Origin of the sequence: Pseudomonas protegens CHA0 (assembly GCF_000397205.1) — a bacterium.
Classification (GTDB): Bacteria; Pseudomonadota; Gammaproteobacteria; order Pseudomonadales; family Pseudomonadaceae; genus Aquipseudomonas; species Aquipseudomonas protegens.
This window is the reverse complement of record NC_021237.1, coordinates 6,325,360-6,349,532: the sequence shown is the minus strand read 5'-3', so window position 1 is coordinate 6,349,532 and position 24,173 is coordinate 6,325,360. Positions and strand designations below refer to the sequence as shown.

The following is a 24,173-nucleotide window of genomic DNA, read 5'->3' as shown; positions in this document are numbered from 1 at the left end:
CACCGGATAACGGTAGGAGCCGGCTTGCCGGCGAAGGCGTCCGTTGGGTTTGCGCCTGGCTTGGCGGCCCGTTCGCCGGCAAGCCAGTTCCTACGGGGTTGGGTTAGTCGTGAAAGTGCATGCCGTGCTTGGCCTTGGTGGTTTTCACCGCCTCCAGCACCGCCAGCAGGCAGTCATCACGATAGCGCTCCAGGGCCGCAATGCTGTGGGTGCCCAGTTGCTCGGCGGTGCCTTCGACCACGTCGTCGATCAGCTTGTCGGTCAGCTCCGGGGCCGGCAGGTAGGTCCAGGGCAGTTGCAGCGCCGGGCCGAACTGGGCCATGAAGTGGCGCATGCCGGCGTCGCCGCCCGCCAGGGTGTAGGTGAGGAAGGTGCCCATGAACGACCAGCGCAGGCCGGCGCCAAAGCGGATCGCATCGTCGATTTCCCCGGTGGTCGCCACGCCGTCGTTGACCAGGTGCAGGGCCTCGCGCCACAGCGCTTCGAGAAGACGGTCGGCGATGAACCCCGGGACTTCCTTGCGCACGTGAAGGGCGCGCATCCCCAGGGATTCATAGACCTTGATCGCGGCCTGGACCGCTTCGGGCGCGGTGCGCTTGCCGCCCACCACCTCCACCAGTGGCAGCAGGTACACCGGGTTGAACGGGTGGCCCACCACGCAGCGTTCCGGGTGGGTCGAGCCCTCGTAGAATTCGCTGGGCAAAAGGCCCGAGGTGCTGGAGCCGATCAGCGCCTCAGGCTTGGCCGCGGCGCTGATTCTGCTGTGCAGTTCCAGCTTGAGCTCCAGGCGTTCGGGAGCGCTTTCCTGGATGAAGTCGGCATCCTTCACGCATTCCTCGATGGTGTCGACGAAGCGCAGGCGCTGTTGTGATGCTCCGGGGGCCAGCCCTTGTTTTTCCAGCGCGCCCCAGGCGTTGGCGACGCGCTTGCGCAGGGCCGCTTCGGCGCCGGGCGCCGGGTCCCAGGCCACTACGTCGAGGCCGTGGGCCAGGGCACGGGCCACCCAGCCGCTGCCGATCACGCCACTGCCCAGGGCGGCGAAAGTTTTGATGTTGGTGATAAAAGTCATCGCGTCTTCCTGGATAAAAAGTTCGTAGGAGCTGGCTTGCCAGCGAAGCTATTGGCGGCCTTGCGGGCCTCTTCGCCGGCACGCCGGCTGCTACGAGCTCGGATGTGACGGCCTCTTCGCGAGCAAGCTCGCTCCTACGGTGGGAGAGGTGGATTGGGGTCAGCCGCGTTGCTTCAGGCCCATTTTCTGCCGACCTTCGGCCGGGGTCAGGACCCGGGCGCCGAGGCGGCTGAGGATTTCCGTGGCCCGTTCCACCAGTTGGCCGTTGGTGGCGAGCACGCCGCGATCCAGCCACAGGTTGTCTTCCAGGCCGACCCGCACGTTGCCCCCCAGCAGCACCGCTTGCGCAGCCATGGGCATCTGCATGCGGCCAATCCCGAAGCCGGCCCAGACCGCGTCCGCCGGCAGGTTGTCGACCATGGCCTTCATGGTGGTGGTGTCCGCCGGGGCGCCCCAGGGAATGCCCAGGCACAGCTGGAACAGCGGGTTGTCCAGCAGGCCTTCCTTGATCATCTGCTTGGCGAACCACAGGTGCCCGGTGTCGAAGATTTCCAGCTCGGCCTTCACTCCCAGCTCCTGGATACGCTTGGCGCCGGCCCGCAGCTGGGCCGGGGTGGAGACGTAGATGGTGTCGCCGTCGCCGAAGTTCAGGGTGCCGCAGTCCAGGGTGCAGATCTCCGGCAGCAGTTCCTCGACATGGGCCAGGCGGGTCAAGGGGCCGACCAGGTCGGTGTGGGGGCCGAACTCCATGGGGTTCTCGCCGCCGCCGATCTCCAGGTCGCCGCCCATGCCGGCGGTGAGGTTGACGATGATGTCGATGTCGGCCTCGCGGATCCGCTCCATCACTTCGCGGTACAGCGCCACATCGCGGCTGAACTTGCCGGTGGCGGGGTCGCGCACATGGCAGTGCACCACGGTGGCGCCGGCCTTGGCGGCTTCTACGGCGGCCGCGGCGATCTGTTTCGGGGTGACCGGCACGTGCGGGCTCTTGGCGGTCGTGTCGCCAGCACCGGTGAGTGCGCAGGTGATGATGACGTCGTGGTTCATGGTGCGGTTCCTTACAGGCGTGTTTGCTGAGGGCGTGAGGTGGCCGTGCGCAGCCCAGGGCGGGCTGCGGGGCGGCAGTGGCGGTGGCTTATTTGCTGGTCAGTTGCAGGTGCTCGGCGGCCGGCTTGCCATCGAAGGTGGTGACCCCTTCCAGCCAGCGCTGCTGGTCCTGCGGGTGGTCCTTGAGCCATTGCCGCGCGGATTCCAGGGCATCCTTGTGATCCAGCAGCGGCTGCATCATGCGGCTCTCGTCTTCGGCGCTGAAGGTCAGGTTGGTCAACAGCCGGTGCACGTTCGGGCACTGCTCGGCGTAGTTAGGCGCGGTGACGGTCCACACCGTGGCCTGGCCTTCGTTGGGCCCCAGGGCGTTTTCGCTGCCGCTGAGGTAGGTCATCTTGAAGTTGACGTTCATCGGGTGCGGCGCCCAGCCGAAGAACACGATGGCCTCGTTGCGTTTCACCGCTCGGGCCACCGCCGACAACATGCCCGCCTCACTGGACTCCACCAACTGGAACTTGCCCAGGCCGAACTGGTTCTTGGCGATCATTTCCTTGATCTGGGTATTGGCTCCCGAACCCGGTTCGATGCCGTAGATCTTGCCCCCCAGTTCCTTCTGGAACCTGGCGATGTCGGCAAAGGTCTTCAGCCCCTTGTCCGCCAGGTAGGCCGGCACGGCCAGGGTGGCGCGGGCGTCCTTGAGGCTCGGTTCGGCCAGGACCTTGACCTGGTTGGCGTCGACGAAGGGGGTGATGGTCTGGGTCATCAGCGGGTTCCAGTAGCCCAGGAACAGGTCCAGGCGCTGGTCACGGATGCCGGCGAAGATGATCTGCTGGGAAGCACTGGTCTGCTTGGTCTTGTAGCCGAGGCCGTCGAGCAGGACCTGGGTCAGGGCGCTGGTGGCGATCACGTCGGTCCAGTTGACCACGCCCAGGCGCACGTTCTGGCAACTGGCGGCATCGGCGGCCAGGGCCCCGCTGCTCAGAAAAACGCTACCACTAAGCGCAAGCACACAGCTGCTGATCAGTCGTTTCATGATGCTTTCCTCGGCAGGTCGTTATTGTCGGTCCCGGCGTCTTTGTGCGCAGGTGTTGCCAAGGTACGCAGGCGCCGCCGGTGGCAAGCGCACAGCGGCGACCGACTCTTGCACTGCAGCGACCTGCCCCCTTGTGGCACGGGGGCATTTGGCGTATCACAAGGCCCACGCTGGCCGTCACCGGAGTGCGTTGCATGTCCCAGGACTTCTATTTCCTGCTGATGCCGGGGTTTTCCGCCATCGGTTTCATCTCGGCCATCGAGCCGCTACGGGTGGCCAACCGCTTTCGTGGCGAGCTGTACCGCTGGCATGTGCTGAGCGCCGACGGCGGCGCGGTGCTGGCCAGCAATGGCATGTCGGTGAATGTCGATGCGGCCCTGGAGCCGCTGAAGAAAGGCGCGACCTTGTGGGTGGTGGCCGGTTTCGAGCCGCTGAAGTTTCTCACCCCGGCCCTGGAGCACTGGTTGCGGCGGCTGGAGGTGGAGGGCGTGACCCTGGGCGGGATCGACACAGGTAGCGTGATCCTTGCCGAGAGCGGTTTGCTGGAGGGGCACCGGGTGACCTTGCACTGGGAGGCCATCGAGGCCTTCAAGGAGTCCTACCCGCAACTGAGCGTGACCCAGGAGCTGTTCGAGATCGATCGACGGCGCATCACCTGTGCCGGCGGCACGGCGTCCATCGACATGATGCTCGACCTGATCGCCCAGGCCCACGGCCCGCAACTGGCGGTCCAGGTCAGCGAGCAGTTCGTGCTGGGGCGCATCCGCCCGCGCAAGGATCACCAGCGCATGGAAGTCGCCAGCCGCTACGGCATCAGCAACAAGAAGCTGGTGCAGGTGATCGGCGAAATGGAACAGCACAGCGAACCGCCCCTGAGCACCCTGGCCCTGGCCGAGTCGATCAAGGTCACCCGGCGCCAGCTGGAGCGCCTGTTCCGCCTGCACCTCAACGATACCCCGAGCAATTTCTACCTGGGCCTGCGCCTGGAGAAAGCCCGCAAACTGCTGCGCCAGACCGACATGAGCGTGCTGGAGGTGAGCATTGCCTGCGGGTTTGAATCGCCGTCCTACTTCACCCGCAGTTACCGCGCGCGGTTCGTGCGGTGCCCGCGGGAAGACCGGCGCCCGTCGGGCGGCGGCCGCGAGCTGGCTTGACTCGGGCTCGGTAGCGCCGGCCAGCCGGCTCCTACGGTTACTTTTTCAGCAGGGCGGCGCAGGCGGCTTTGTAGGCTTCGTGCTGGTATTTGTTGAGGCTCGCGGCCAGAGCGAAGCCGTGCTTCTTGTACTGGGCGTTGATGGTCTGGGGCGACAGCAGGGTCACCTCGCAATTCTCCAGCAACTGAAACACGCCTTCGATCTTGAAGGTGGTGGGGCCGCCGGCGAACTCGCCTTTCTTGCTGCGCTTCTTGATGGCGATGCGGGTGATCCCGTGTTCGCGCACGAAGGCCCCGACCTGGCTGGCGAAGGCCCTGACGTTGGCGGCCTCGTCATCGTCTTCCAGGGCGATTTTCTTGGTGGCCAGCGGCTGGTGTTGCACCGCGCCGTCTTGCAGAGTGGCGAGGGCGAAGATGGCTTCGCTGCCTTTGATCTCGATACCGCAGATGCTCATGGGGAACCCTTTCAATCAGTGAGTGAGGCGCAGCTTACAGCTCCAGCTGGTCGGCGCGTATGCCGAAGGCGGCGGCGATCTTTTCCCGGGTGGCCCGGCGCGGCCGGGCGACGCTTTCCTGCTGGGCAAAGGCCGGCTGGGAGATCCCCAGGCGCCTGGCTACTTCGTCCTGGGTGAGGTGCAGGTGCTCGCGCCAGGCGCGGATCGGCGTGGCGCCGTCGACCATGCGGCTGACCACGTCATGGGGTATCAGATCGGCTTCCTTGTACTGCGCCATGTACTGCGCGTAGGGAATCACCACGAATGCCGGGCTGCCGTCCGGGCCGTGGATGATCTGGATGTCAGTAGGTACGTTCATCACGTTTCTTGACCTCTTGAACACTGACGATGTGTATGGCTCCGTCCCAGTCGAACAGGACCCGGTACTGCCCGACCCGAAGACGATAGGCATAAGTGTGGCCGGACAGGGCTTTGACGTTGCCACTGGCGGGCATGTCGGCCAGCAGGGCAATCGCATCGCGAACCTGGACCTGATGCTCGTGGTGCAGTCGCATCAACTGCTTGACCGCTTTTCTACTCCAGAGGATCTCGTTCATGGCGGACTATATAAGTCTTTTATAAGGAATGCGAATCCTTGCTTATATTTTCTGCCCGGCCAAGTGCAGAACCTTGTCCCTTTGTTGCCCGCGCCAGCATTACCAGGTCGTGGACTGCCCGCGCCGGTCCACCTCGTACACCTTCTGGCGCAGCAGCCGCTCCTTGAGCCAGCGCTCGGCCTTGCCCATCACCCGTTGTCGGGCCCAGAGCAGGTCGACGCCGATCAGCCAGTCGGTATGGGGGTAGGCCCCCAGTTGCAGTTCCACCAGCTCGCCCTTGGCCAGTTCACGCTGGATCAGTTGCCGCGGCAGGGTGGCCCAGCCCAGGCCGGCGCGGACCATTTCCAGCAGCGCCAGGTAGTTTTCCGCCTGCCACAGCTGGGTGGAGCGCAGGTATTCGCTGCTAGGCAGCTTGTTGGCGTGGGCGCTGAAGGCCAGGCGCCGGTGCACATGCAGGTCGTCGAAGGTCACGCTGTCGAGCTGCGCCAGCGGGTGGTCCGGGTGGCAGACGTGCAACATGATCAGCTTGCCCAATTGCTGGAACTCCAGCTCCTGGGGGTAGCCCGGTTGCGAGAAGGCGATGCCCAGCACCGCCTCACCCCGGGCCACCAGCTCGCTGGCGTCCCCGGACAGCGGGTGGCGGATCAGCAGGTCGACATAGGGAAAGGCCTGTTCGAACTCCCGCAGGGCCGGCATCAGCGGGCCATAGGGGGTTTCGATGACGATCGACAGGTGTGGCTCCACCACCTGCGACAGGCAGTCGGCGTTGGCCTGCAGGGTCAGGCAGCGTTCCAGCACCGCCTCGGCCTGCAGCAGCATCTTCTGCCCGGTGGCCGTTAGCACCGGGCTGCGAGCGCTGCGGTCGAACAGCTCGACCCCCAGGTCCGCCTCCAGGTTGCCGATGGCCACGCTGACCGTGGACTGGGTCTTGCCCAGCTTGCGTGCGGCGGCCGAGAACGAGCCGCTTTGCGCGGCCTGTACGAACATCTGCAGTTGATCCAGCGAAAAGCGCATCGCGGCTCCCGGCCCTGGAAGAGGGCTGTCTGATCCATCGTTAAAAACGATGGCTGCTCATTTGTTTCATCGTATTCAAGCACAGATCATGGCCCCGACGTCCGTACTTCCTGCCGGCGGCGCTTGCCCCGGATGCCTGCCAAAACAAAAGCAAAAGCTGCACCTTCAGGAGACCTGCGACATGACAATTTCCCGCGTGCATCCCGTGGACGAGGTACTGCCCGTCCGCCAGCTGTTCACCTTCGGCCTGCAGCATGTGCTGGTGATGTATGCCGGTGCAGTGGCGGTGCCGTTGATTCTAGGCAATGCCCTGGGCCTGACCCCGGCGCAGGTGGTGCTATTGATCAACGCCAACCTGCTGACCTCGGGCATCGCCACCCTGGTCCAGACCCTGGGGTTCTGGCGTTTTGGCGCGCGGCTGCCGTTGATCCAGGGCTGTTCGTTCATCGCCCTGGCACCGATGATCATGATCGGCAAGCAGTTCGGCCTGACCGAGGTGTTCGGCGCGGTGATCGCCGCAGGCGTCATCACCATTGCCCTGGCGCCGCTGTTCAGCCGTTTGCTGCGGTTTTTCCCGCCCGTAGTGATCGGCAGCCTGATCACCATCATCGGCATTTCCCTGATGCCGGCAGCGGCGATCTGGCTCGGCGGCGGCAACCCCGCGGCGGACGATTTCGGCGCGCCGGCCAACCTGCTGCTGGGGCTGGCCACGGTAGCGGTGACGCTGGTGATCTACGGCAAGTTCTCGGGCTTTATCGGCAACCTCAGCGTGCTCATCGGCTTGCTGGTGGGCAGCCTGATCGCCGCGGCGTTCGGCATGACCGACTTTGCCCAGGTGAGCCAGGCGGCCTGGTTCGAACTGAGCCGGCCCATGGCGTTTGGGGCTCCACAGTTTTCCCTGGTGCCGATCCTGATCATGACTCTGGCGATGCTGGTGATCATGGCCGAGACCACCGGCAACTGCCTGGCCATCGGCAAGCTCACCGGCAAACCGACCACCCAGCGCACCCTGGGCGATGCGTTCCGCGCCGATGGCCTGTCGACCCTGCTCGGCGGGCTGTTCAACAGCTTTCCCTACAACGCCTTTACCCAGAACACCGGGCTGATCGCGCTGTCCAGGGTCAAGAGCCGCTTCGTGGTGGCCGCGGCCGGGGCAATCATGGTGCTCATGGGGCTGTTTCCCAAGCTGGGTGCCCTGGTGGCCGCGGTGCCGACCCCGGTGCTTGGCGGTTGCGCCATCGTGATGTTCGGCATGACTACAGTGGCCGGCATCCAGGAACTGTCGCGGGTGCCGTTCGAAGGTACGCGCAACGCCATCGTGGTGGCGGTGTCGGTCAGCGTCGGGGTGCTGCCGATGTCCTTCCCGGCGCTGTTCGCCCATCTGCACGGTCCCCTCAGGCTGGTGCTGGAAAGCGGCATCTTCCTTGGCGCCATCACCGCCATCGTTCTCAACCTGCTGCTCAACCCCCGTGAGGCCGCCGCCCAGGTGCTGGCAGCCCATGTCGAGCTCAATGACTGACGTTTTTCTCGCCGCCATTGCTGTGGCGGCTCCTGCCCATGAAAAGGAGGTCAAGATGACCCAGATTCTTTCTTCCATCCCTGCCGGCGTCACCGAACTGGACCTGCACCTGCTGCGCCAGAGCATCCAGCTCGCCGAAGAGGCCAAGGCCCGCGGCCGTCATCCGTTCGCCGCCCTGGTGGCCGATCGCGACGGCAAGGTCATCGCCAGCGCCGGCAACAACTCGATGCCCCCCGAAGGCGACCCGACCCAGCACGCCGAACTGGCGGCAGCGGCGCTGGCGGCCAAGCGCCTCAGCCCCCAGGCCCTGGCCGAGTGCACCCTGTACACCAGCGCCGAGCCCTGCTGCATGTGCGCCGGGGCCATCTACTGGACCGGCATTGGTCGGGTGGTCTACGCCTTGTCCGAACATGAGCTGCTGGAGTTGACCGGCGACCACCCGGAAAACCCGACCTTTTCCCTGCCGTGCCGCGAAGTGTTCGCCCGTGGGCAGCGGCAGATCCCGGTGTTCGGGCCGATGCTTGAGAGCGAGGCCGCCCTGGCGCACAAGGGCTTCTGGAAATGAACGGCGGCCTATCCATCCATGTGGTGGACGTCGCCAGCGGCAAGGTGGCCGAAGGCATGGCGGTGCGGGTGCGCCGCCTGGGCGGCGAGCTGCTCTGCGCAGGGCGAATTGCCGGCAACGGCTTGCTGAGCGAGCTTGCCGAGCGGTCGGCGAGCTTCGGCCAGGGCGTCTACGAAGTGGAGCTGGACGTGGCGGCGTTCTATCGCGAGCAAGGCCAGGCGCTGCCGCCGGTGCCCTTCCTCGAGGTGCTGGCGTACCGCTTCGGCCTGGATGATCCGCGCCAGCACTACCACCTGCCGTTCAAACTCACCGCCTGGGGCGTCTCGTGCTTTCGCGGTGGCGCCTGACCCGGCGCTGACCTGTAGGAGCGAGCTTGCTCGCGAAACGCTCGCAGCCACCACAACCGGTTCGGCAGAGCGCTTTTCGCGGGCCGGCCCGCTCCTAGCGGTGGCGGGTCATTCCTGGGCGATGGATTCGATGAACTCCGAGCGTTCGTCGCTCATGCGCGCCAGGCAGTCATTGGTGGCGATGGTGTAGGCCTTGGTGCCGGGCTTGGCCGGAAAGGACTCCATCGCGCAGTCGGCGTCGCGCTGCTTCTGCCACAGTTGCTGGGCATTTTTGACCTTGGCGCTGATGTCGGCCAGTTGCCCTTTGTCGCTGCCATAGAGGGTACCCAGGCGTTCCAGCAGGCTCTGCACGTTGTCGCCCAGCAACTGTTCGGCGGTGGTCCTGTTGTAGGTCGCGCATTCCAGGGTCTGCACGTTGTTTTCCACGCCGTCGCAGGGCGTGTTGTCGGCCTCTTCGGCCGCCTGTACGCCTGTCGTTATCAGTAACAAGGCCAGGAAGATCGGTTTCATTGCAGCGCTGCCCTCATCCAGTGACGCTTTCGTTGAAGCGGCGAATTCTGGCGCAAGCCCCGGGCAAAGAACAGAGGCCACCCATGCCCTCCGTCCGGCCCTTTGTCGGCGCTTGACGCTTTCGGCAATTCCCCTGTCGTTTTTGCACCCAGGCGCCCCGGCCCTCAAGCATATGCTGACCCCAAAGCGCCGGCAGACGATTCGGCGCAAGAATCGCCAATAAGGGGACAGCCTGATGAGCCCAGCCGAACTACACGCCGACAGCATCGTTATCGACGGGCTGATCATTGCCAAGTGGAACCGCGAGCTGTTCGAGGACATGCGCAAGGGCGGCCTGACCGCAGCCAACTGCACCGTGTCGGTCTGGGAAGGTTTCCAGGCCACGGTCAACAACATTGCCTCCAGCCAGAAGCTGATACGCGAAAACAGCGACCTGGTGATGCCCGTGCGCACCACCGCGGACATTCGCAAGGCCAAGGAGCTGGGCAAGACCGGCATCCTCTTCGGCTTCCAGAATGCCCATGCCTTCGAAGACCAGATCGGCTACGTCGAGGTGTTCAAGCAGCTGGGCGTGGGCATCGTGCAGATGTGCTACAACACCCAGAACCTGGTGGGCACCGGCTGCTACGAGCGTGATGGCGGGCTCTCCGGGTTCGGCCGCGAGATCGTCGCCGAGATGAACCGCGTCGGGGTCATGTGCGACCTGTCTCACGTTGGTTCCAAGACGAGCGAGGAAGTGATCCTCGAATCCAAGAAGCCGGTCTGCTACTCCCACTGCCTGCCGTCGGGGCTCAAGGAGCACCCGCGCAACAAGTCCGATGCCGAACTGAAATTCATCGCCGACCACGGCGGTTTCGTCGGCGTGACCATGTTCGCGCCGTTCCTGGCCAAGGGCATCGACTCCACTATCGACGACTACGCCGAAGCCATCGAATACACCATGAACATCGTCGGTGAAGATTCGATTGGCATCGGCACCGACTTCACCCAGGGCCATGGCCAGGACTTCTTCGAATACCTGACCCACGACAAGGGCTACGCCCGGCGCCTGACCAACTTCGGCAAGATCATCAATCCCCTGGGCATCCGCACCGTGGGCGAGTTCCCCAACCTCACCGAGACCCTACTCAAGCGCGGCCACAGCGAGCGCGTGGTGCGCAAGATCATGGGCGAGAACTGGGTCAGCGTCCTGAAGGACGTCTGGGGCGAATAAGGCCACCCCCCACAGCACATTCCTGTAGCCGCTGCCGCAGGCTGCGATCGGCTCCGAAGGAGACGCGCTCTTGCGGCCTTCGGAAGGCTCTTCGAGCCTTTCGCAGCCTGCGGCAGCGGCTACAGACGTACTTATCCACAGAATTCCGGAGTTTTGAAACATGGCCAAGATCGCCCCGCAATTGCCTATCGAAGTCGACAGCGAAACCGGTGTCTGGACCTCCGACGCCCTGCCGATGCTCTACGTGCCACGGCATTTCTTCGTCAACAACCACATGGGCATCGAGGAGGTGTTGGGCGCCGATGCCTACGCCGAGATCCTCTACAAGGCCGGCTACAAGTCCGCCTGGCACTGGTGCGAAAAAGAAGCCGAATGCCACGGCCTGGAAGGCGTCGCGGTGTTCGAGCACTACATGAAGCGCCTGTCCCAGCGCGGCTGGGGCCTGTTCAAGATCCAGGACATCGACCTGGATAAAGGCACCGCCAGCGTCAAGCTCGAACACTCGGCCTTCGTCTACGTGTACGGCAAGGTCGGGCGCAAGGTGGACTACATGTTCACCGGCTGGTTCGCCGGTGCCATGGACCAGATCCTGGCGGCCCGTGGCAGCAAGATCCGCACCGTGGCAGAGCAGGTTTACGGTGGTTCCGAAGAAGGCCACGACGATGGCCTGTTCGTCGTCAAACCGTTGTAAGCGGAGTTAAGAAAAATGGCTTTCGAAGCGATGTTCCAGCCGATCCAGATCGGCAAACTGACCATCCGCAACCGTGTGCTGAGCACCGCGCACGCCGAGGTCTATGCGACTGACGGCGGCATGACGACTGAACGGTATGTGAAGTACTACGAAGAAAAGGCCAAGGGCGGCATCGGCCTGGCGATCTGTGGTGGTTCCTCGGTGGTGGCCATCGACAGCCCCCAGGAGTGGTGGAGCTCGGTGAACCTGTCCACCGACCGCATCATCCCGCATTTCCAGAACCTGGCCGACGCCATGCACAAGCATGGCGCCAAGATCATGATCCAGATTACCCACATGGGCCGGCGCTCGCGCTGGGACGGTTTCAACTGGCCGACCCTGATGTCGCCGTCCGGGGTGCGCGAGCCAGTGCACCGCGCCACCTGCAAGACCATCGAGCCGGAGGAGATCTGGCGGGTGATCGGCAACTACGCCCAGGCCGCGCGCCGGGCCAAGGCCGGTGGCCTGGACGGTGTCGAGCTGTCGGCGGTGCACCAGCACATGATCGACCAGTTCTGGAGCCCACGGGTCAACAAACGCACCGACGAATGGGGCGGCACCTTCGAGAAACGCATGCGTTTCGGCCTGGAAGTGCTCAAGGCGGTACGCGCTGAAGTGGGCGACGATTTCTGCGTGGGCATGCGCCTGTGCGGCGACGAGTTCCACCCGGACGGCCTGTCCCATGAGGACATGAAGCAGATCGCCAAGTATTACGACGACACCGGCATGCTGGACTTCATCGGCGTGGTGGGTTCGGGCTGCGACACCCACAACACCCTGGCCAACGTGATCCCCAACATGAGCTTCCCGCCGGAGCCGTTCCTGCACCTGGCGGCGGGCATCAAGGAAGTGGTCAAGGTGCCGGTGCTGCACGCACAGAACATCAAGGACCCGAACCAGGCCACGCGGATTCTCGAAGGCGGTTACGTCGACATGGTGGGCATGACCCGCGCGCACATGGCCGACCCGCACCTGATCGCCAAGATCAAGATGGGCCAGATCGACCAGATCAAACAGTGCGTCGGCGCCAACTACTGCATCGACCGCCAGTACCAGGGCCTGGACGTGCTGTGCATCCAGAACGCCGCCACGTCCCGTGAATACATGGGCGTGCCGCACATCATTGAGAAAACCACCGGCATCAAGCGCAAGGTGGTGGTGGTCGGTGCCGGTCCTGCCGGTATGGAAGCCGCTCGCGTCGCCGCCGAACGCGGCCACGACGTGACCCTGTTCGAGAAGAAGGAAGCCATTGGCGGGCAGATCACCACCGCTTCCAAGGCCCCGCAACGGGACCAGATCGCCGGTATCACCCGCTGGTACCAGCTGGAACTGGCGCGCCTGAAGGTCGACCTGCGCCTGGGCACCGCGGCGGACACCGCGACCATTCTCGACCTGCGCCCCGACGTGGTGGTGCTGGCCGTGGGCGGCCATCCGTTCATCGAGCAGAACGAGCACTGGGGCGCCGCCGAAGGGTTGGTGGTCAGCAGTTGGGACATCCTCGACGGCAAGGTGGCGCCGGGCAAGAACGTGCTGGTGTACGACACCATCTGCGAGTTCACCGGCATGTCGGTCACCGACTTCATCGCCGACAAGGGTTCGCAAGTGGAAATCGTCACCGACGACATCAAGCCGGGCATCGCCGTGGGCGGCACCTCGTTCCCTACCTACTACCGCAGCCTGTACCCCAAGGAAGTGATCATGACCGGGGACCTGACCCTGGAGAAGGTCTACCGCGAGGGCGACAAGCTGGTGGCGGTGCTGGAAAACGAATACACCGGCGCCCGGGAAGAACGGGTGGTGGACCAGGTGGTGGTGGAAAACGGCGTGCGTCCCGACGAAGAGCTCTACTACGGGCTCAAGGAAGGTTCGCGCAACAAGGGCCAGATGGACGTCGAGGCGCTGTTCGCGATCAAGCCGCAGCCGTGCCTGAGCGAGACGGGGGAGGGCTACCTGTTGTTCCGCATCGGCGACTGCGTATCCCAGCGCAACACCCATGCCGCGATCTACGACGCACTGCGCCTGTGCAAGGATTTCTAAGCCACTTCCTGTAGGAGCCGGCTTGCCGGCGATCGGCACTGGCGAGATACCGCGTGCTGCCTGATCGCTGGCAAGCCAGCTCCTACAAGGCCCCAGGTCTTTGGGAGCTCCACCATGTTGAACACCCTTCTTCCCATTCTGTTGTTCGCCGCCATCGGCCTTGCGGTCCTTGGCGCGCTGCGACGCGTGGCCATGTGGCGCCGGGGGCGAGCCTCCAAGGTCGATCTGATTGGCGGCCTGCTGGCCATGCCCAAGCGCTACATGGTGGATCTGCACCACGTGGTGGCCCGGGACAAATACATGGCCAACACCCACGTGGCCACGGCGGGGGGCTTTGTCCTGGCCGCCGTGCTGGCGATCCTGGTGCACGGTTTCGGCCTGCACAACCGCATCCTGGGTTATGCCTTGCTGCTGGCCGCCACGCTGATGTTCGTCGGCGCGCTGTTCGTCGCCAAGCGTCGGCGCAACCCGCCGGCGCGGCTGTCCAAAGGGCCGTGGATGCGCCTGCCCAAAAGCCTGCTGGCATTCTCCGTGAGCTTCTTCGTGGCGACCCTGCCGGTGGCCGGGATCCTTCCGGAAAACTTCGGTGGCTGGCTGCTGGCGGCGCTGCTTGCGCTGGGTGTGCTCTGGGGCGTGTCCGAGCTGTTCTTCGGCATGACCTGGGGCGGGCCGATGAAGCACGCCTTCGCTGGTGCCCTGCACCTGGCCTGGCACCGGCGCGCCGAGCGCTTTGGTGGCGGACGCTCCACCGGCCTCAAACCGTTGGACCTGGAAGACCCGAACGCGCCTTTGGGGGTGGAAAAGCCCAAGGACTTCACCTGGAACCAGTTGCTGGGCTTCGACGCCTGCGTGCAGTGCGGCAAGTGCGAGGCGGCGTGCCCGGCCTTCGCCGCCGGCCAGCCGCTGAACCCGAAGAAACTGATCCAGGACATGGTGGTCGGCCTGGCCGGCGGTACCGACGCGCAGTTCGCTGGCAGCCCGTACCCTGGCAAGGCCATCGGCGAACACGGCGGCAACCCGCACCAGCCCATCGTCAACGGCCTGGTGGACGCCGAGACCCTGTGGTCCTGCACCACCTGCCGGGCCTGTGTCGAGGAATGCCCGATGATGATCGAACACGTCGATGCCATCGTCGACATGCGTCGCCACCTGACCCTGGAGAAGGGCGCCACGCCGAACAAGGGCGCCGAGGTCCTGGAAAACCTCATTGCCACCGACAACCCCGGCGGCTTCAACCCCGGCGGGCGGATGAACTGGGCGGCGGACCTGAACCTGTCCCTGCTCAGCGACAAACAAAGCACCGACGTGCTGTTCTGGGTCGGCGACGGCGCCTTCGACATGCGCAACCAGCGCACCCTGCGGGCCTTCGTCAAAGTGCTCAAGGCGGCCAAGGTGGACTTCGCCGTGCTCGGCCTGGAAGAGCGCGACAGCGGTGACGTGGCCCGGCGCCTGGGCGACGAAGCGACTTTCCAGCTGCTGGCCAAGCGCAACATCCAGACCCTGGCCAAGTACCGCTTCAAGCGCATCGTCACCTGCGATCCCCACAGTTTCCATGTGCTGAAGAACGAGTACGGCGCCTTCGATGGCAACTACCTGGTGCAGCACCACAGCACCTACCTGGCCGAGTTGATTGGTGCTGGTGCCCTCAATCTGGGCCAGCACAAAGGCAATAGCGTGACCTACCACGACCCGTGCTACCTGGGCCGTTACAACGGTGAATACGAAGCGCCGCGCGAGGTACTGCGGGCCCTGGGCATCGAGATCAAGGAAATGCAGCGCTCGGGCTTCCGTTCCCGTTGCTGCGGCGGTGGCGGCGGCGCGCCGATCACCGACATTCCGGGCAAGCAACGGATTCCCGACATGCGCATGCAGGACATCCGCGAAACCGGCGCCGAGCTGGTGGCCGTGGGTTGTCCACAGTGCACGGCGATGCTCGAAGGGGTGGTGGAGCCGCGGCCGATGATCAAGGACATCGCCGAACTGGTAGCCGATGCCTTGCTCGAAGACGCCGCCCCGAGCAAAGCGCCGGCGTCGGTGAAACCTGAACCTGCGGAGGTGCACTGATGAGCGACATTATCCGCCGCGATCCCCGGGCCGAGTGGATCGCCCGCAACCGCCTGCACCCGCTGCACGCGGCCATGCAGCCGGCGCAACACAGCTGGATGGGGCCCAATGGCCTGATCCGCAAGAACCCCCACGGCATCGGTTTCATCGGCCCCAACGGCCTCAAGCGCATCGACCGCAGTGGCGCCCAGCAGGGCGGCAGCGCCAAGCGCACGGCAGCGGCCGAGGTGCAGTTGCCGCTGCATCAAGTGGCGCAGCCGGCGTTCTACATCAGCGTGGTGCCGGACATGGTCGGTGGCCGCCTGAGCAGCCACGACCGCGACCTTCTGGGCCTGGCCCATCAGCTGGCGGGCCAGGACGGCGCGGTGCTGGCGGTGGTGTTCGGCGAGCACAAGGAATCGGCCTTCGCCACCGCGGGTGTCGACCGCCTGCTGGTGCTGCAAGGCAGCGAGTTCGAAGGTTATGCACCGGAGCAACGGGTGCAGGGCCTGCGGGCTGTGGATAACCAGTTCAGCCCGCGTCACTGGCTGCTGCCCGACAGCCGCACCGGCGGCGGCGAACTGGGCCGGCGCTTTGCCGCGGCCCTGGGCGAACGCCCGGCGACCCGGGTCTGGCAGGTCAAGGACGGGCAGTGCATCGGCCGTGCCGGCGCCGGCCTGCAGGACCTGGCGCGGCCGGTGGCGCGCTTGATCCTGGCCGCCGCCGAATGCGCGGAGCCGGTCAGCGAAACCCGCCACGAAGCCTTGCCGGTGGAGTTATCCACAAGCGTGGCCCGCAGCCTGGCGCGGATCGAAGACCTGGGCGCAGTGGCGGTGGACCCGGCGGCGATTCCCATGGCCGAGGCCGAATTCATCTTTTCCGGGGGCAACGGGGTCAAGGACTGGCCGCTGTTTCACCAGACCGCCGCCGCCCTGGGGGCCACCGAAGGCGCTTCGCGGGTGGCGGTGGACGACGGCTTCATGGCCCGCGACCGGCAAGTGGGGGCCAGTGGTATCTGGGTCACCGCGCGGGTCTATGTGGCGGTGGGGATTTCCGGAGCGATCCAGCACCTGCAAGGCATTGGTGCCTGCGACAAGGTGGTGGCGATCAACCTCGACCCGGGTTGCGACATGATCAAGCGTGCCGACCTGTCGGTGATTGGCGACAGCGCGGAGATTCTCAAGGCCTTGATCGCGGCGGTAGCGGCCTACCGCAACGACGCCAAGCGCGATGCGGCTTAAGGGGATGTTATGCACAGCAATGTAATCAGCCTGATTTCGATTGGCGCCCACCCCACCTCCGGCCGCCCGCGGCGTGCCGAACAGGATGCCCGGGCAGTGGAACTGGGCCTGCAACTGGCCGGTGCGCAGTTGCAGGTGCTGCATGCCGGCGATGTAGCCGAACCGGCCCTGCGCGCCTACCTGGGCATGGGCCTGGAACAGCTGCATGTGCTGGAGCAGCCGGCGGGCGCCGATGCCCTGCCGGCACTGACCCAGTACCTGCGTCATGCCGGCGCCCAGGTGGTGCTCACCGGCAGCCAGGCGGAAACCGGCGAGGGCTCGGGGATGCTGCCATTCCTGCTGGCGGAAAACCTCGGCTGGCCGCTGGTGGTGGGGCTGGCCCAGGTCGAGTCCCTGGGCGATGGCGTGGCCCATGTCCTGCAAGCCTTGCCTCGCGGCCAGCGACGCCGGCTCAAGGTGCGCCTGCCATTCCTCGCCACTGTGGATAACGCCGCACCCAAGCCGCGCCAGAGCGCCTACGGCCCGGCGCGCCGGGGCGTGCTCGAAACCGACCAGGTGCTGGTGGTGGAGGACGAGTTGTTCACAGGCTCCAGCCTGCAACCGGCCAAGCCGCGCCCCAAGCGCCTGAAAGTGATCAAGGCCAAGAGCGGCGCCGACCGCATGAAAGCCGCTACCGCCAAGGCCAGCGGCGGCACCGGCCAGGTACTCAAGGGCGTCAGCCCTGAGGCGGGTGCCGAAGCCATTCTCAAATTGCTCATCGAAGAAGGCGTAGTGCGCTGACCTCAGGGTTATGCACAACCCCTGGCACCGCTGTTCGCTGGCAAGCCAGCTCCTACGGGAGGGAAATGTACCCATGCCTTGTAGGAGCCGGCTTGCCGGCGAAGAGGCCGGCGCGGTTTTGCACAATTCCCGGCCGTCTTTCGCGACAGGGGGGTAGGGTTACTCACAATCCCTGTGTGCGGACCTGTGGATAAGGTGTTCGCGCCTCGCTCCAGCCCTTGTGCAGCGGGCCCTGGCGCCGCCTGTACGATTTTTGATCAGGCTAAGTCGGCGTTTTTTATGGCGTTTTTTCCATGATGGGAAAACCCTCGGGTAGACTTTTGCACAGCAGTTGCCCCCAAAGTCTGTTGGCGCTTCTGTGGATAAGATGTTCGCTTAGCGCTGTATCCCTTGCAGAACGGGGCTTTCAAGATTTTGTTCAAAAAACGACCAAATGCTGGTTTTTCCGCAGAATATCCTGGCGTGGCCCTGATAATGCGCGGCGTTTGGCGGTTTTCCACAGTGCATGACTCGTGCACCCGAGTTGCCCCCAAAGTCTGTTGGCCGTTCTGTGGATAAGGTGTTCGCCTTCCTCTGTAGCCTTCTGAATACATGGCTTTGATGGATGTGTTCAAAAAATGATCAATGTCTTGTAAAACAGCACTTTCTACATAAGTTACGGATTTTATTGCCATTGCCCGGCGAAATATCCCCAAGCCAGAGGAACTTGCCCACAGTTGCTGTGGGCCAAGGTGTGGATAAGGTGTTCGTCGAAGGCTGCACCCCTTGTAATCCATGGCTTGCACGGCAATAGATCAAATTTCATACAGTTCTAATGGCTGCCTTGACACTGGCAAGTGGCCTGTCTTCACGGATGCCACAAGGACCTGGCAGTTACTTATCCACATCCGGTTCCCGGGAGCTCAGGCAATGGACTGTCGTTCATCACAGGCTTCCGCGATCCGCGCCTTTCTCCCTCGACGCACCCGCCGCCGCGCCACCAACCAGCGTGCCCGCCTATAGCTGCACCCCCGGGCTGCCGCCGGTTGGCACTTTTTCCACAGTTTGTGTTTCCCTGGCCAAGCTCCAGGCCAACCAGAAGTCCGCGGACTTTCTCAAGCAGGAGGCGCATTTCTACAAGCCGCCGATCAACGTGACCTTCGCCAAGTTACCCAACAACCTCAACCACGTCGGGGTCGAGCAACTGCCGTGCAACCACTGTGGCGACTGCGTCTGGGGCTGTAACAACAAGGCCAAGAACACCACCGCAATCACGGTGCGCAGATTTTCTGCCAGGCCCAGGTGCGCCATCTGGAGCGTGACGGCGACGGCTGGATCGTGCGCTTCCAGTACCTGGACAGCGCCCAGGGACGGCATGTATGGGCGCTGCATCGGCCATGGGGCGATTCCCTATGGCGTTACCAGCGAACTGAAGGGCAACACCCAGGTGCAATGGTCGGAAACCCTTTCGGCAGACGACCCGAACTACCCGCTACGGGTGCGCAATGGCTATGTGAAGGTGAGGCTGGACGGCCCGCAGATCAGCGAGACCTTCATCGGCGAGACCGGCGCGGTCAGCTGGTCGCGGCCCCGAAGGCCCTGTAGCCGCTGCCGAGCCCGCGAGGCTGCGACAAGGTCCGCAGGACCTTGCTTGACGGTTTTCCGCCGGACCTCAGGCGCTCTCAAGATCGCTGCGCCTGCTGCGTCGGAATGCCGCCCAAGCCGTTCGCAGCCTGCGGTAGCGGCTACACAAGCCTTGTAGCCGCTGCGGTGCTTGCAGTGTCAGCCGGTGACCGGAACACCCTTGAGGTAAGGCGCCGGTTCCGCCCCCAGGTTGCTCAGCATGCGCTCGCTGTACCAGTCGACGAAGTTGACCACGCCGAACTCGTAGGTCTTGGAGTACGGGCCGGGCTGGTAGGCGGTGGAGTTGATGCCGCGCTGGTTCTCTTCCGCCAGGCGCCGGTCCTGGGCGTTGGTGGCGTCCCACACCTGGCGCATGCGCTCGACGTCGTAGTCCACGCCTTCCACGGCGTCCTTGTGCACGATCCACTTGGTGGTGACGATGGTTTCCTGGGCGCTGATGGGCCACACGGTGAACACGATGATGTGGTCGCCCATGCAGTGGTTCCACGAGTGGGGCAGGTGCAGGATGCGCATCGAGCCCAGGTCCGGGTTCTTGATCCGGCCCATGAGTTTGGCGCAGCCCTGTTTGCCGTCCAGGGTCATGGACACGGTGCCCTTGAGCAGCGGCATGCGCACGATGCGGTTGCGCAGGCCGAAGCTGGCGTGGGCGTAAGGGATCTTCTCGGCTTCCCAGGCGGCAGCGGAGGCGGCCACGTGGTCCTTGAACGCCTGGTCGGCCCGCGGGTCGGTGACGTCGTCCCATTCCAGCAGGGTTTTCAGCAATTCGGGGTGCGAGCCGCCGCAGTGGTAGCACTCGCGGTTGTTCTCCAGCACCAGTTTCCAGTTGGCCTTTTCGTGCAAGGTGGTCTGCACCGCCACCTTGGTGTTCTCCATGTCGTAGGGCTCCATGTAATGGGCCAGGGTCGCCAGGAAGTCGTCGATGGCCGGCGGGTTCTCGGCCAGGGAGATGAAGATGTAGCCGCCGGCGGTCTTCACGTTCACCGGTTTCAGGCCGTATTGCTTCATGTCGAAGTCGGCGCCCATCTCGGTGCCGGCGAACAGCAGGCGGCCGTCCAGTTCGTAGGTCCACTGGTGGTAGTGGCAGACCAGCTTGGCGACCTTGCCCTTGTCGCTGGTGCACAGCCGTGAGCCGCGGTGGCGGCAGACGTTGTGGAAGGCGTGGACCACGCCGTCGGCGCCGCGGATGACGATGATCGGGTTCTCGCCGATCTGCAGGGTGATGTAGTTGCCCTTGGTAGGGATCTCGCAGGTCATGCCGGCGATCAGCCATTCCTTCTGGAAGATCTCCTGCATGTCGATATCGAACAGCCTTTCATCGCAGTAGAACGGCTGCGGCAGGGAAAAGGTCCGCTCACGTTCCTGCAGCATCTGTGCAGTGGCCTTGCGTGCAGGTTCCAGCGGATCGCCCAAGCTCAGGGTTGCGGTGACGTCCATCGTTCAAGTCCTCATGGCCGTTCAGTGCGGCCGGCGAATTAATTAGTGGCTACGGTGGGTGCTACGCAAGTCACGAAAAAAACGGCTGTTGTCGTTGAGGCGAGTGTGGGTCCGCAGGCGCCAAGAACCTTATCCATGGGCGACATGGCCCAATCTGTTCCCGACGCGCCAGCCCCGGCAGCTGGGGGCTGGTCGCGATAAGCATGTGAATGTCGCAGATAGGTAAATGGGCGCGAGAAGCCTTACGCAGAATCGCTGACAAGACGCCGACCGTCGGCCGTGGAGAACAGCATGTCCAACACCTTCCTCAACCCGGTAACCACCCAGACCTGGGCCAATGGCCGTCACATCGTCCGTTGCGTCAAAGTCATCCAGGAAACCTGGGACGTGCGGACCTTCTGCTTCATGGCCGACCAGCCGATCATGTTCTTCTTCAAGCCTGGGCAGTTCGTCACCCTGGAGCTGGAGATCGAGGGCCAGCCGGTGATGCGTTCCTACACCATCTCCAGCTCGCCCTCGGTGCCCTACAGCTTCTCGGTGACCATCAAGCGCGTGCCCGGCGGCAAGGTCTCCAACTGGCTGCACGACACCCTGCACGAAGGCCAGGAACTGGCGGTGCACGGGCCGGTGGGGCTGTTCAACGCCATCGACTTTCCGGCGCCGAAGATCCTCTACCTCAGCGGCGGCGTCGGCATTACCCCGGTGATGTCCATGGCGCGCTGGTTCTACGACACCAACGCCAACGTCGACATGGTGTTCATCCACAGCGCCCGTTCCCCCAAGGACATCATTTACCACCGCGAGCTGGAGCACATGGCCTCGCGGATCGACAACTTCAGCCTGCACCTGATCTGCGAAAAGCACGGCCTGGGCGAGCCCTGGGCCGGTTATCGCGGTTACCTGAACCACAAGATGCTGGAGTTGATGGCCCCGGATTTCCTGGAGCGGGAAGTGTTCTGCTGCGGCCCCACGCCCTATATGAGCGCGGTCAAGCGGCTGCTGGAAGCCGCCGGTTTCGACATGGCGCGCTACCACGAGGAATCCTTCGGCGCGACCCCGGCCGAAGCCCGGGCCGATGCGGTGGAACACGCCGAACAGGCGGCCGAGGCGCCGGAGCCGGACCTGGCGGACCTGCATCAGGTGGAGTTCACCGCTTCGGGCAAGAGCATCCGCGTGGCCCCCGGGGAAACCGTGCACGCGGCGGCGGCCAAGCTTGGCCTGATGATTCCCAAGGCCTGCGGCATGGGCATCTGCGGCACCTGCAAGGTGCTCAAGCTGGGGGGCGAGGTGGAGATGGAGCACAACGGCGGGATCACCGAGGAAGACGAAGCCGAAGGCTACATCCTGTCCTGCTGCAGCGTGCCCAAGGGCGACGTGCGCGTGGAGTTCTGATCGCCGGCAAACCGGCCCCTGCATCCGTTTGCTGTAGGAGCCGGCTTGCCAGCGAACAGGTGCAAGCTGATCCTTCGGTTACTGATACAACGCCGGGCGCCGATCCAGGTGCACATGGTTATGTTCACTGATGGACTTGTGCCAGGCCTGGGTCAGGTCCAGCTCCGCCAACAGCAACTGCTCGGCGCTTTCCCGATCCCTGCCCGCCAGTGGATAACCGTCGGCATCGACAAGGGTCGAGCCGCCCACCCAGTTCACTCCACGTTCCTCGCCGCAGCGGTCGCAGGCGGCGATGAACATCCGGTTGACCGCCGCATTGGCCTGCACCCGGACCATCTCCGCCGGCCGCTCGCCCAGCGGGCGCGGGCCATCCGGCCAGTTCACCGGGGCGCACAGCAGGGCCGCGCCGGCCAGGGCTGGCAGGCGCACCCACTCGGGAAACTCCAGGTCGTAGCAGATCATCATGGCGATCGGCCCGAAGCGGGTCGCCACCACCGGCGGCGGTTCGTCGCCCGGGGTGAAGATCAGGTTTTCCCGATCCCACAGGTGGGCCTTGCGGTACAGCGTCAGCCTGCCTTCGGGTTCGACCAGCGCCGCGCTGTTGGCCACGCGCTCCTGGTCCAGGCGCTCGCAGAAGCCGCCGACGATCACCACCTGCAGCTCTTCGGCCAGGGTTTTCCACAGGCTCAGGGTCGGCCCGTCGAGGCTTTCCGAGAGTGCCAGGGCTTCATTGCGGTCGCTGAACACATAGCCGCTCTGCACCAGTTCCGGCAGCACCACCACCTGGGCGCCGCGGGCGGCGGCCTGGCGTATCGCCTCGGCGCCCAGGGCGCGGTTGTACTTAAGGTCGCCGATGCGCGGGGCCACTTGCTGGCAGGCCACCTTGAGGGATGCCTGAGGAATCATTGCGCGCCTCCTTCCAGTTGCTGCTCGCTGGCCTGGATGGCCAGGCGCTCCGCGTCCAGGTCCAGGTTGCGGGTCAGCGCCCAGTAGACCAGCGCGGCCACGGCAAGGCCAACCACGAAGGCAATGTCGGCGCCGCCCAGGGCCTGGGACAGCGGGCCCTGGAAGAAGCTCAGGGACATGAACGGCACCATCGCCAGCAGGCCGAGGAAATACGCCAGCAGCCCGGCGCTGGACCAGCGGCCATAGATCCCGGTGTGATTGAAGATGTCGCTGATGGCGTAGCGACCTTTGCGCACCAGGTAGAAGTCCGCCAGGTTGACTGCGGTCCAGGGCACCAGGAAATACAGCATCAGCAGCACGAAAGTGTTGAAGCTGCCCAGGTAGCTCTCGGGAATGTTCATGGCGATGAGAAAGATCACCACCGCCACCAGCACGATTCCGCAGACCCGGCTCTTGAGGTTGGGCTTGATCGACTTGAAGCCGTCGATGGCGCTGATGCCGGTGAGCATGGCGCCGTAGCAGTTGACCGCCATGATGCCCACCAGCGCCGGCACTGCGATCAGCACGGTGAAGGTGCCGAAGCCGGGGATCACCCGGTTGCCCACTTCGCGCACGCTGGCGATGGCATCGGGGGAGGGCAGGGCCGAAGCCAGGAACGCCCCCAGGGACATCAGCCACAGGGCCGAACCGGCGGCGCCCAGGTAGGTCCAGAAGATCACCTGGCGCGACGGCGTCTGGTGCGGCAGGTAGCGTGAGTAGTCGGAGACGTACACCGAATAGCTGATCTGGTAGCCGGCGGCGGCCGACAGCTGGATCAGGAACGCCGACCAGGAGAACTGCGGGTCGGCCAGGGCCGAGTCGGCCTGCAGGGTCAGCAGGGCACTGACGGTGAGCACCGCGAACACGCTGATCATCACGTAGGTCAGCCAGCGCTGCACGGTGTGCAGCAGGTCATGGCCGATCACCGCGATCAGCACCGCCACGGCGATCATCAGGGTGTACCAGGGCGCCCGGGCGCCGGGAATCACGGTGTTGATGGCATCGGTGGCGAGAATCACGTTGAACACGTTGAAGCCGATGTAGACGAACACCACGGCGGTGAACGGCACGATGGCGCCACGCAGGCCGAACTGGGCGCGGGACTGGATCATCTGCGGCAGCCCCATGCGCGGGCCCTGGTTGGCGTGGAAGGCCATGCAGAAGGTGCCCAGGCAGACGCCGATGACGATCGCCAGGATGGCGTATTGCAGGGCGAGGCCCAGGGCTGCGCCGGTGAAACCGGTGACCATGGTGGTGAGCACGAAGTTGCCGGTGAACCAGAAGGGGCCCTGGTGCCAGACTTTGCCGTGGCGCTCGTTGCGCGGCACGTAGTCGATGGAACGGGTTTCGATCTTCAGGCCGGGAGGCTGGGCGTTCTCGGTGACGCAAGAAGAAGTCGTCATGGGGTACAGCCTTATTTTTATAGG

Annotated in this window: 22 protein-coding genes and 1 pseudogene; 12 read left to right on the top strand and 11 right to left on the bottom strand. The window is 64.6% G+C overall.

Annotated features, from left to right (window positions below; translation table 11 throughout):
• Nucleotides 1–103: 103 nt before the first annotated feature.
• The 3 genes from PFLCHA0_RS28460 to PFLCHA0_RS28450 all read right to left on the bottom strand — a co-directional run bounded on the left by PFLCHA0_RS28460 (nucleotide 104) and on the right by PFLCHA0_RS28450 (nucleotide 3,149).
• On the bottom strand, nucleotides 104–1,069 hold the full coding sequence (locus tag PFLCHA0_RS28460; RefSeq protein ID WP_015637316.1) for an L-carnitine dehydrogenase: 966 nt from the start codon (nucleotides 1,067–1,069) through the stop codon (nucleotides 104–106).
• 159 nt (nucleotides 1,070–1,228) lie between these two features.
• On the bottom strand, nucleotides 1,229–2,116 hold the full coding sequence (locus tag PFLCHA0_RS28455; protein ID WP_015637315.1) for a beta-keto acid cleavage family enzyme: 888 nt from the start codon (nucleotides 2,114–2,116) through the stop codon (nucleotides 1,229–1,231).
• Between the two features lie 88 nt (nucleotides 2,117–2,204).
• Nucleotides 2,205–3,149 carry a choline ABC transporter substrate-binding protein gene (locus PFLCHA0_RS28450; RefSeq protein WP_011063927.1) on the bottom strand — a complete coding sequence of 315 codons (945 nt, stop codon included), beginning with the start codon at nucleotides 3,147–3,149 and terminating at the stop codon, nucleotides 2,205–2,207.
• 194 nt (nucleotides 3,150–3,343) lie between these two features.
• Between PFLCHA0_RS28450 and PFLCHA0_RS28445 the strand changes: the two genes are divergently transcribed.
• Nucleotides 3,344–4,303 carry a GlxA family transcriptional regulator gene (locus tag PFLCHA0_RS28445; protein WP_015637314.1) on the top strand — a complete coding sequence of 320 codons (960 nt, stop codon included), beginning with the start codon at nucleotides 3,344–3,346 and terminating at the stop codon, nucleotides 4,301–4,303.
• Nucleotides 4,304–4,340: 37 nt separating this feature from the next.
• Here the strand turns inward: PFLCHA0_RS28445 and PFLCHA0_RS28440 are convergent, their stop codons facing one another.
• The 4 genes from PFLCHA0_RS28440 to PFLCHA0_RS28425 all read right to left on the bottom strand — a co-directional run bounded on the left by PFLCHA0_RS28440 (nucleotide 4,341) and on the right by PFLCHA0_RS28425 (nucleotide 6,367).
• Entirely contained in the window at nucleotides 4,341–4,757 is a 417-nt protein-coding gene (locus tag PFLCHA0_RS28440; RefSeq protein WP_015637313.1) for a DUF3010 family protein, read from the bottom strand.
• A 34-nt stretch (nucleotides 4,758–4,791) separates the two neighbouring features.
• Nucleotides 4,792–5,115 carry a helix-turn-helix domain-containing protein gene (locus PFLCHA0_RS28435; protein WP_015637312.1) on the bottom strand — a complete coding sequence of 108 codons (324 nt, stop codon included), beginning with the start codon at nucleotides 5,113–5,115 and terminating at the stop codon, nucleotides 4,792–4,794.
• Nucleotides 5,099–5,353 carry a type II toxin-antitoxin system RelE family toxin gene (locus PFLCHA0_RS28430; RefSeq protein ID WP_011063923.1) on the bottom strand — a complete coding sequence of 85 codons (255 nt, stop codon included), beginning with the start codon at nucleotides 5,351–5,353 and terminating at the stop codon, nucleotides 5,099–5,101. The genes PFLCHA0_RS28435 and PFLCHA0_RS28430 overlap by 17 nt, the downstream gene beginning before the upstream one ends.
• A gap of 99 nt (nucleotides 5,354–5,452) precedes the next feature.
• A complete protein-coding gene (locus tag PFLCHA0_RS28425) occupies nucleotides 5,453–6,367 on the bottom strand; it encodes a LysR family transcriptional regulator (protein WP_011063922.1) in 915 nt (304 codons plus the stop codon).
• A gap of 181 nt (nucleotides 6,368–6,548) precedes the next feature.
• On the opposite strand from PFLCHA0_RS28425, the gene PFLCHA0_RS28420 reads away from it, so the two are divergent.
• Genes PFLCHA0_RS28420 through PFLCHA0_RS28410 form a run of 3 tightly spaced genes read left to right on the top strand, consistent with a single transcriptional unit; the run spans nucleotide 6,549 to nucleotide 8,798 of the window.
• Entirely contained in the window at nucleotides 6,549–7,886 is a 1,338-nt protein-coding gene (locus PFLCHA0_RS28420; protein WP_011063921.1) for a nucleobase:cation symporter-2 family protein, read from the top strand.
• A 55-nt stretch (nucleotides 7,887–7,941) separates the two neighbouring features.
• On the top strand, nucleotides 7,942–8,451 hold the full coding sequence (locus PFLCHA0_RS28415; RefSeq protein ID WP_041120175.1) for a nucleoside deaminase: 510 nt from the start codon (nucleotides 7,942–7,944) through the stop codon (nucleotides 8,449–8,451).
• On the top strand, nucleotides 8,448–8,798 hold the full coding sequence (locus tag PFLCHA0_RS28410; RefSeq protein ID WP_015637310.1) for a hydroxyisourate hydrolase: 351 nt from the start codon (nucleotides 8,448–8,450) through the stop codon (nucleotides 8,796–8,798). The genes PFLCHA0_RS28415 and PFLCHA0_RS28410 overlap by 4 nt, the downstream gene beginning before the upstream one ends.
• A 108-nt stretch (nucleotides 8,799–8,906) precedes the next feature.
• Here PFLCHA0_RS28410 and PFLCHA0_RS28405 read toward each other — a convergent pair whose 3' ends face one another.
• Entirely contained in the window at nucleotides 8,907–9,308 is a 402-nt protein-coding gene (locus PFLCHA0_RS28405; protein ID WP_015637309.1) for a lysozyme inhibitor LprI family protein, read from the bottom strand.
• Nucleotides 9,309–9,543: 235 nt separating this feature from the next.
• Between PFLCHA0_RS28405 and PFLCHA0_RS28400 the strand changes: the two genes are divergently transcribed.
• The 7 genes and pseudogenes from PFLCHA0_RS28400 to PFLCHA0_RS31500 all read left to right on the top strand — a co-directional run.
• A complete protein-coding gene (locus tag PFLCHA0_RS28400) occupies nucleotides 9,544–10,521 on the top strand; it encodes a dipeptidase (RefSeq protein ID WP_011063917.1) in 978 nt (325 codons plus the stop codon).
• 160 nt (nucleotides 10,522–10,681) lie between these two features.
• A complete protein-coding gene (locus PFLCHA0_RS28395) occupies nucleotides 10,682–11,212 on the top strand; it encodes a 4-vinyl reductase (protein WP_011063916.1) in 531 nt (176 codons plus the stop codon).
• Between the two features lie 15 nt (nucleotides 11,213–11,227).
• Nucleotides 11,228–13,288 (top strand): dimethylglycine demethylation protein DgcA, encoded by a 2,061-nt coding sequence (gene dgcA / locus PFLCHA0_RS28390; RefSeq protein WP_015637308.1) that lies wholly within the window; start codon nucleotides 11,228–11,230, stop codon nucleotides 13,286–13,288.
• 114 nt (nucleotides 13,289–13,402) lie between these two features.
• Nucleotides 13,403–15,352 carry a dimethylglycine demethylation protein DgcB gene (dgcB, locus tag PFLCHA0_RS28385; protein WP_015637307.1) on the top strand — a complete coding sequence of 650 codons (1,950 nt, stop codon included), beginning with the start codon at nucleotides 13,403–13,405 and terminating at the stop codon, nucleotides 15,350–15,352.
• Nucleotides 15,352–16,572 (top strand): electron transfer flavoprotein subunit alpha, encoded by a 1,221-nt coding sequence (etfA, locus tag PFLCHA0_RS28380; RefSeq protein ID WP_015637306.1) that lies wholly within the window; start codon nucleotides 15,352–15,354, stop codon nucleotides 16,570–16,572. Before dgcB ends, etfA begins: the two co-directional genes overlap by 1 nt.
• 9 nt (nucleotides 16,573–16,581) lie before the next feature.
• Complete coding sequence (etfB, locus tag PFLCHA0_RS28375; protein WP_011063912.1) at nucleotides 16,582–17,352, top strand: electron transfer flavoprotein subunit beta; 771 nt, start codon at nucleotides 16,582–16,584, stop codon at nucleotides 17,350–17,352.
• Between the two features lie 1,051 nt (nucleotides 17,353–18,403).
• Nucleotides 18,404–18,699 (top strand): annotated as a pseudogene (locus PFLCHA0_RS31500) (hypothetical protein); the annotation flags it as partial.
• Nucleotides 18,700–19,113: 414 nt separating this feature from the next.
• On the opposite strand, the gene gbcA reads toward PFLCHA0_RS31500, so the two are convergent.
• Nucleotides 19,114–20,409: a glycine-betaine demethylase subunit GbcA gene (gbcA, locus tag PFLCHA0_RS28365; RefSeq protein WP_015637304.1), complete on the bottom strand. Its 1,296-nt coding sequence runs from the start codon at nucleotides 20,407–20,409 to the stop codon at nucleotides 19,114–19,116.
• Nucleotides 20,410–20,700: 291 nt separating this feature from the next.
• Between gbcA and gbcB the strand changes: the two genes are divergently transcribed.
• Entirely contained in the window at nucleotides 20,701–21,801 is a 1,101-nt protein-coding gene (gene gbcB, locus PFLCHA0_RS28360) for a glycine-betaine demethylase subunit GbcB (RefSeq protein ID WP_011063909.1), read from the top strand.
• Nucleotides 21,802–21,879: 78 nt separating this feature from the next.
• Here gbcB and PFLCHA0_RS28355 read toward each other — a convergent pair whose 3' ends face one another.
• Both PFLCHA0_RS28355 and PFLCHA0_RS28350 read right to left on the bottom strand, forming a co-directional pair.
• Nucleotides 21,880–22,707, bottom strand: a complete 828-nt coding sequence (locus tag PFLCHA0_RS28355; protein ID WP_011063908.1) for a nitrilase-related carbon-nitrogen hydrolase — start codon at nucleotides 22,705–22,707, stop codon at nucleotides 21,880–21,882.
• Nucleotides 22,704–24,149, bottom strand: coding sequence for a purine-cytosine permease family protein (locus PFLCHA0_RS28350; RefSeq protein ID WP_015637303.1), 1,446 nt, complete (start codon nucleotides 24,147–24,149; stop codon nucleotides 22,704–22,706). The genes PFLCHA0_RS28355 and PFLCHA0_RS28350 overlap by 4 nt, the downstream gene beginning before the upstream one ends.
• Nucleotides 24,150–24,173 lie beyond the last annotated feature (24 nt).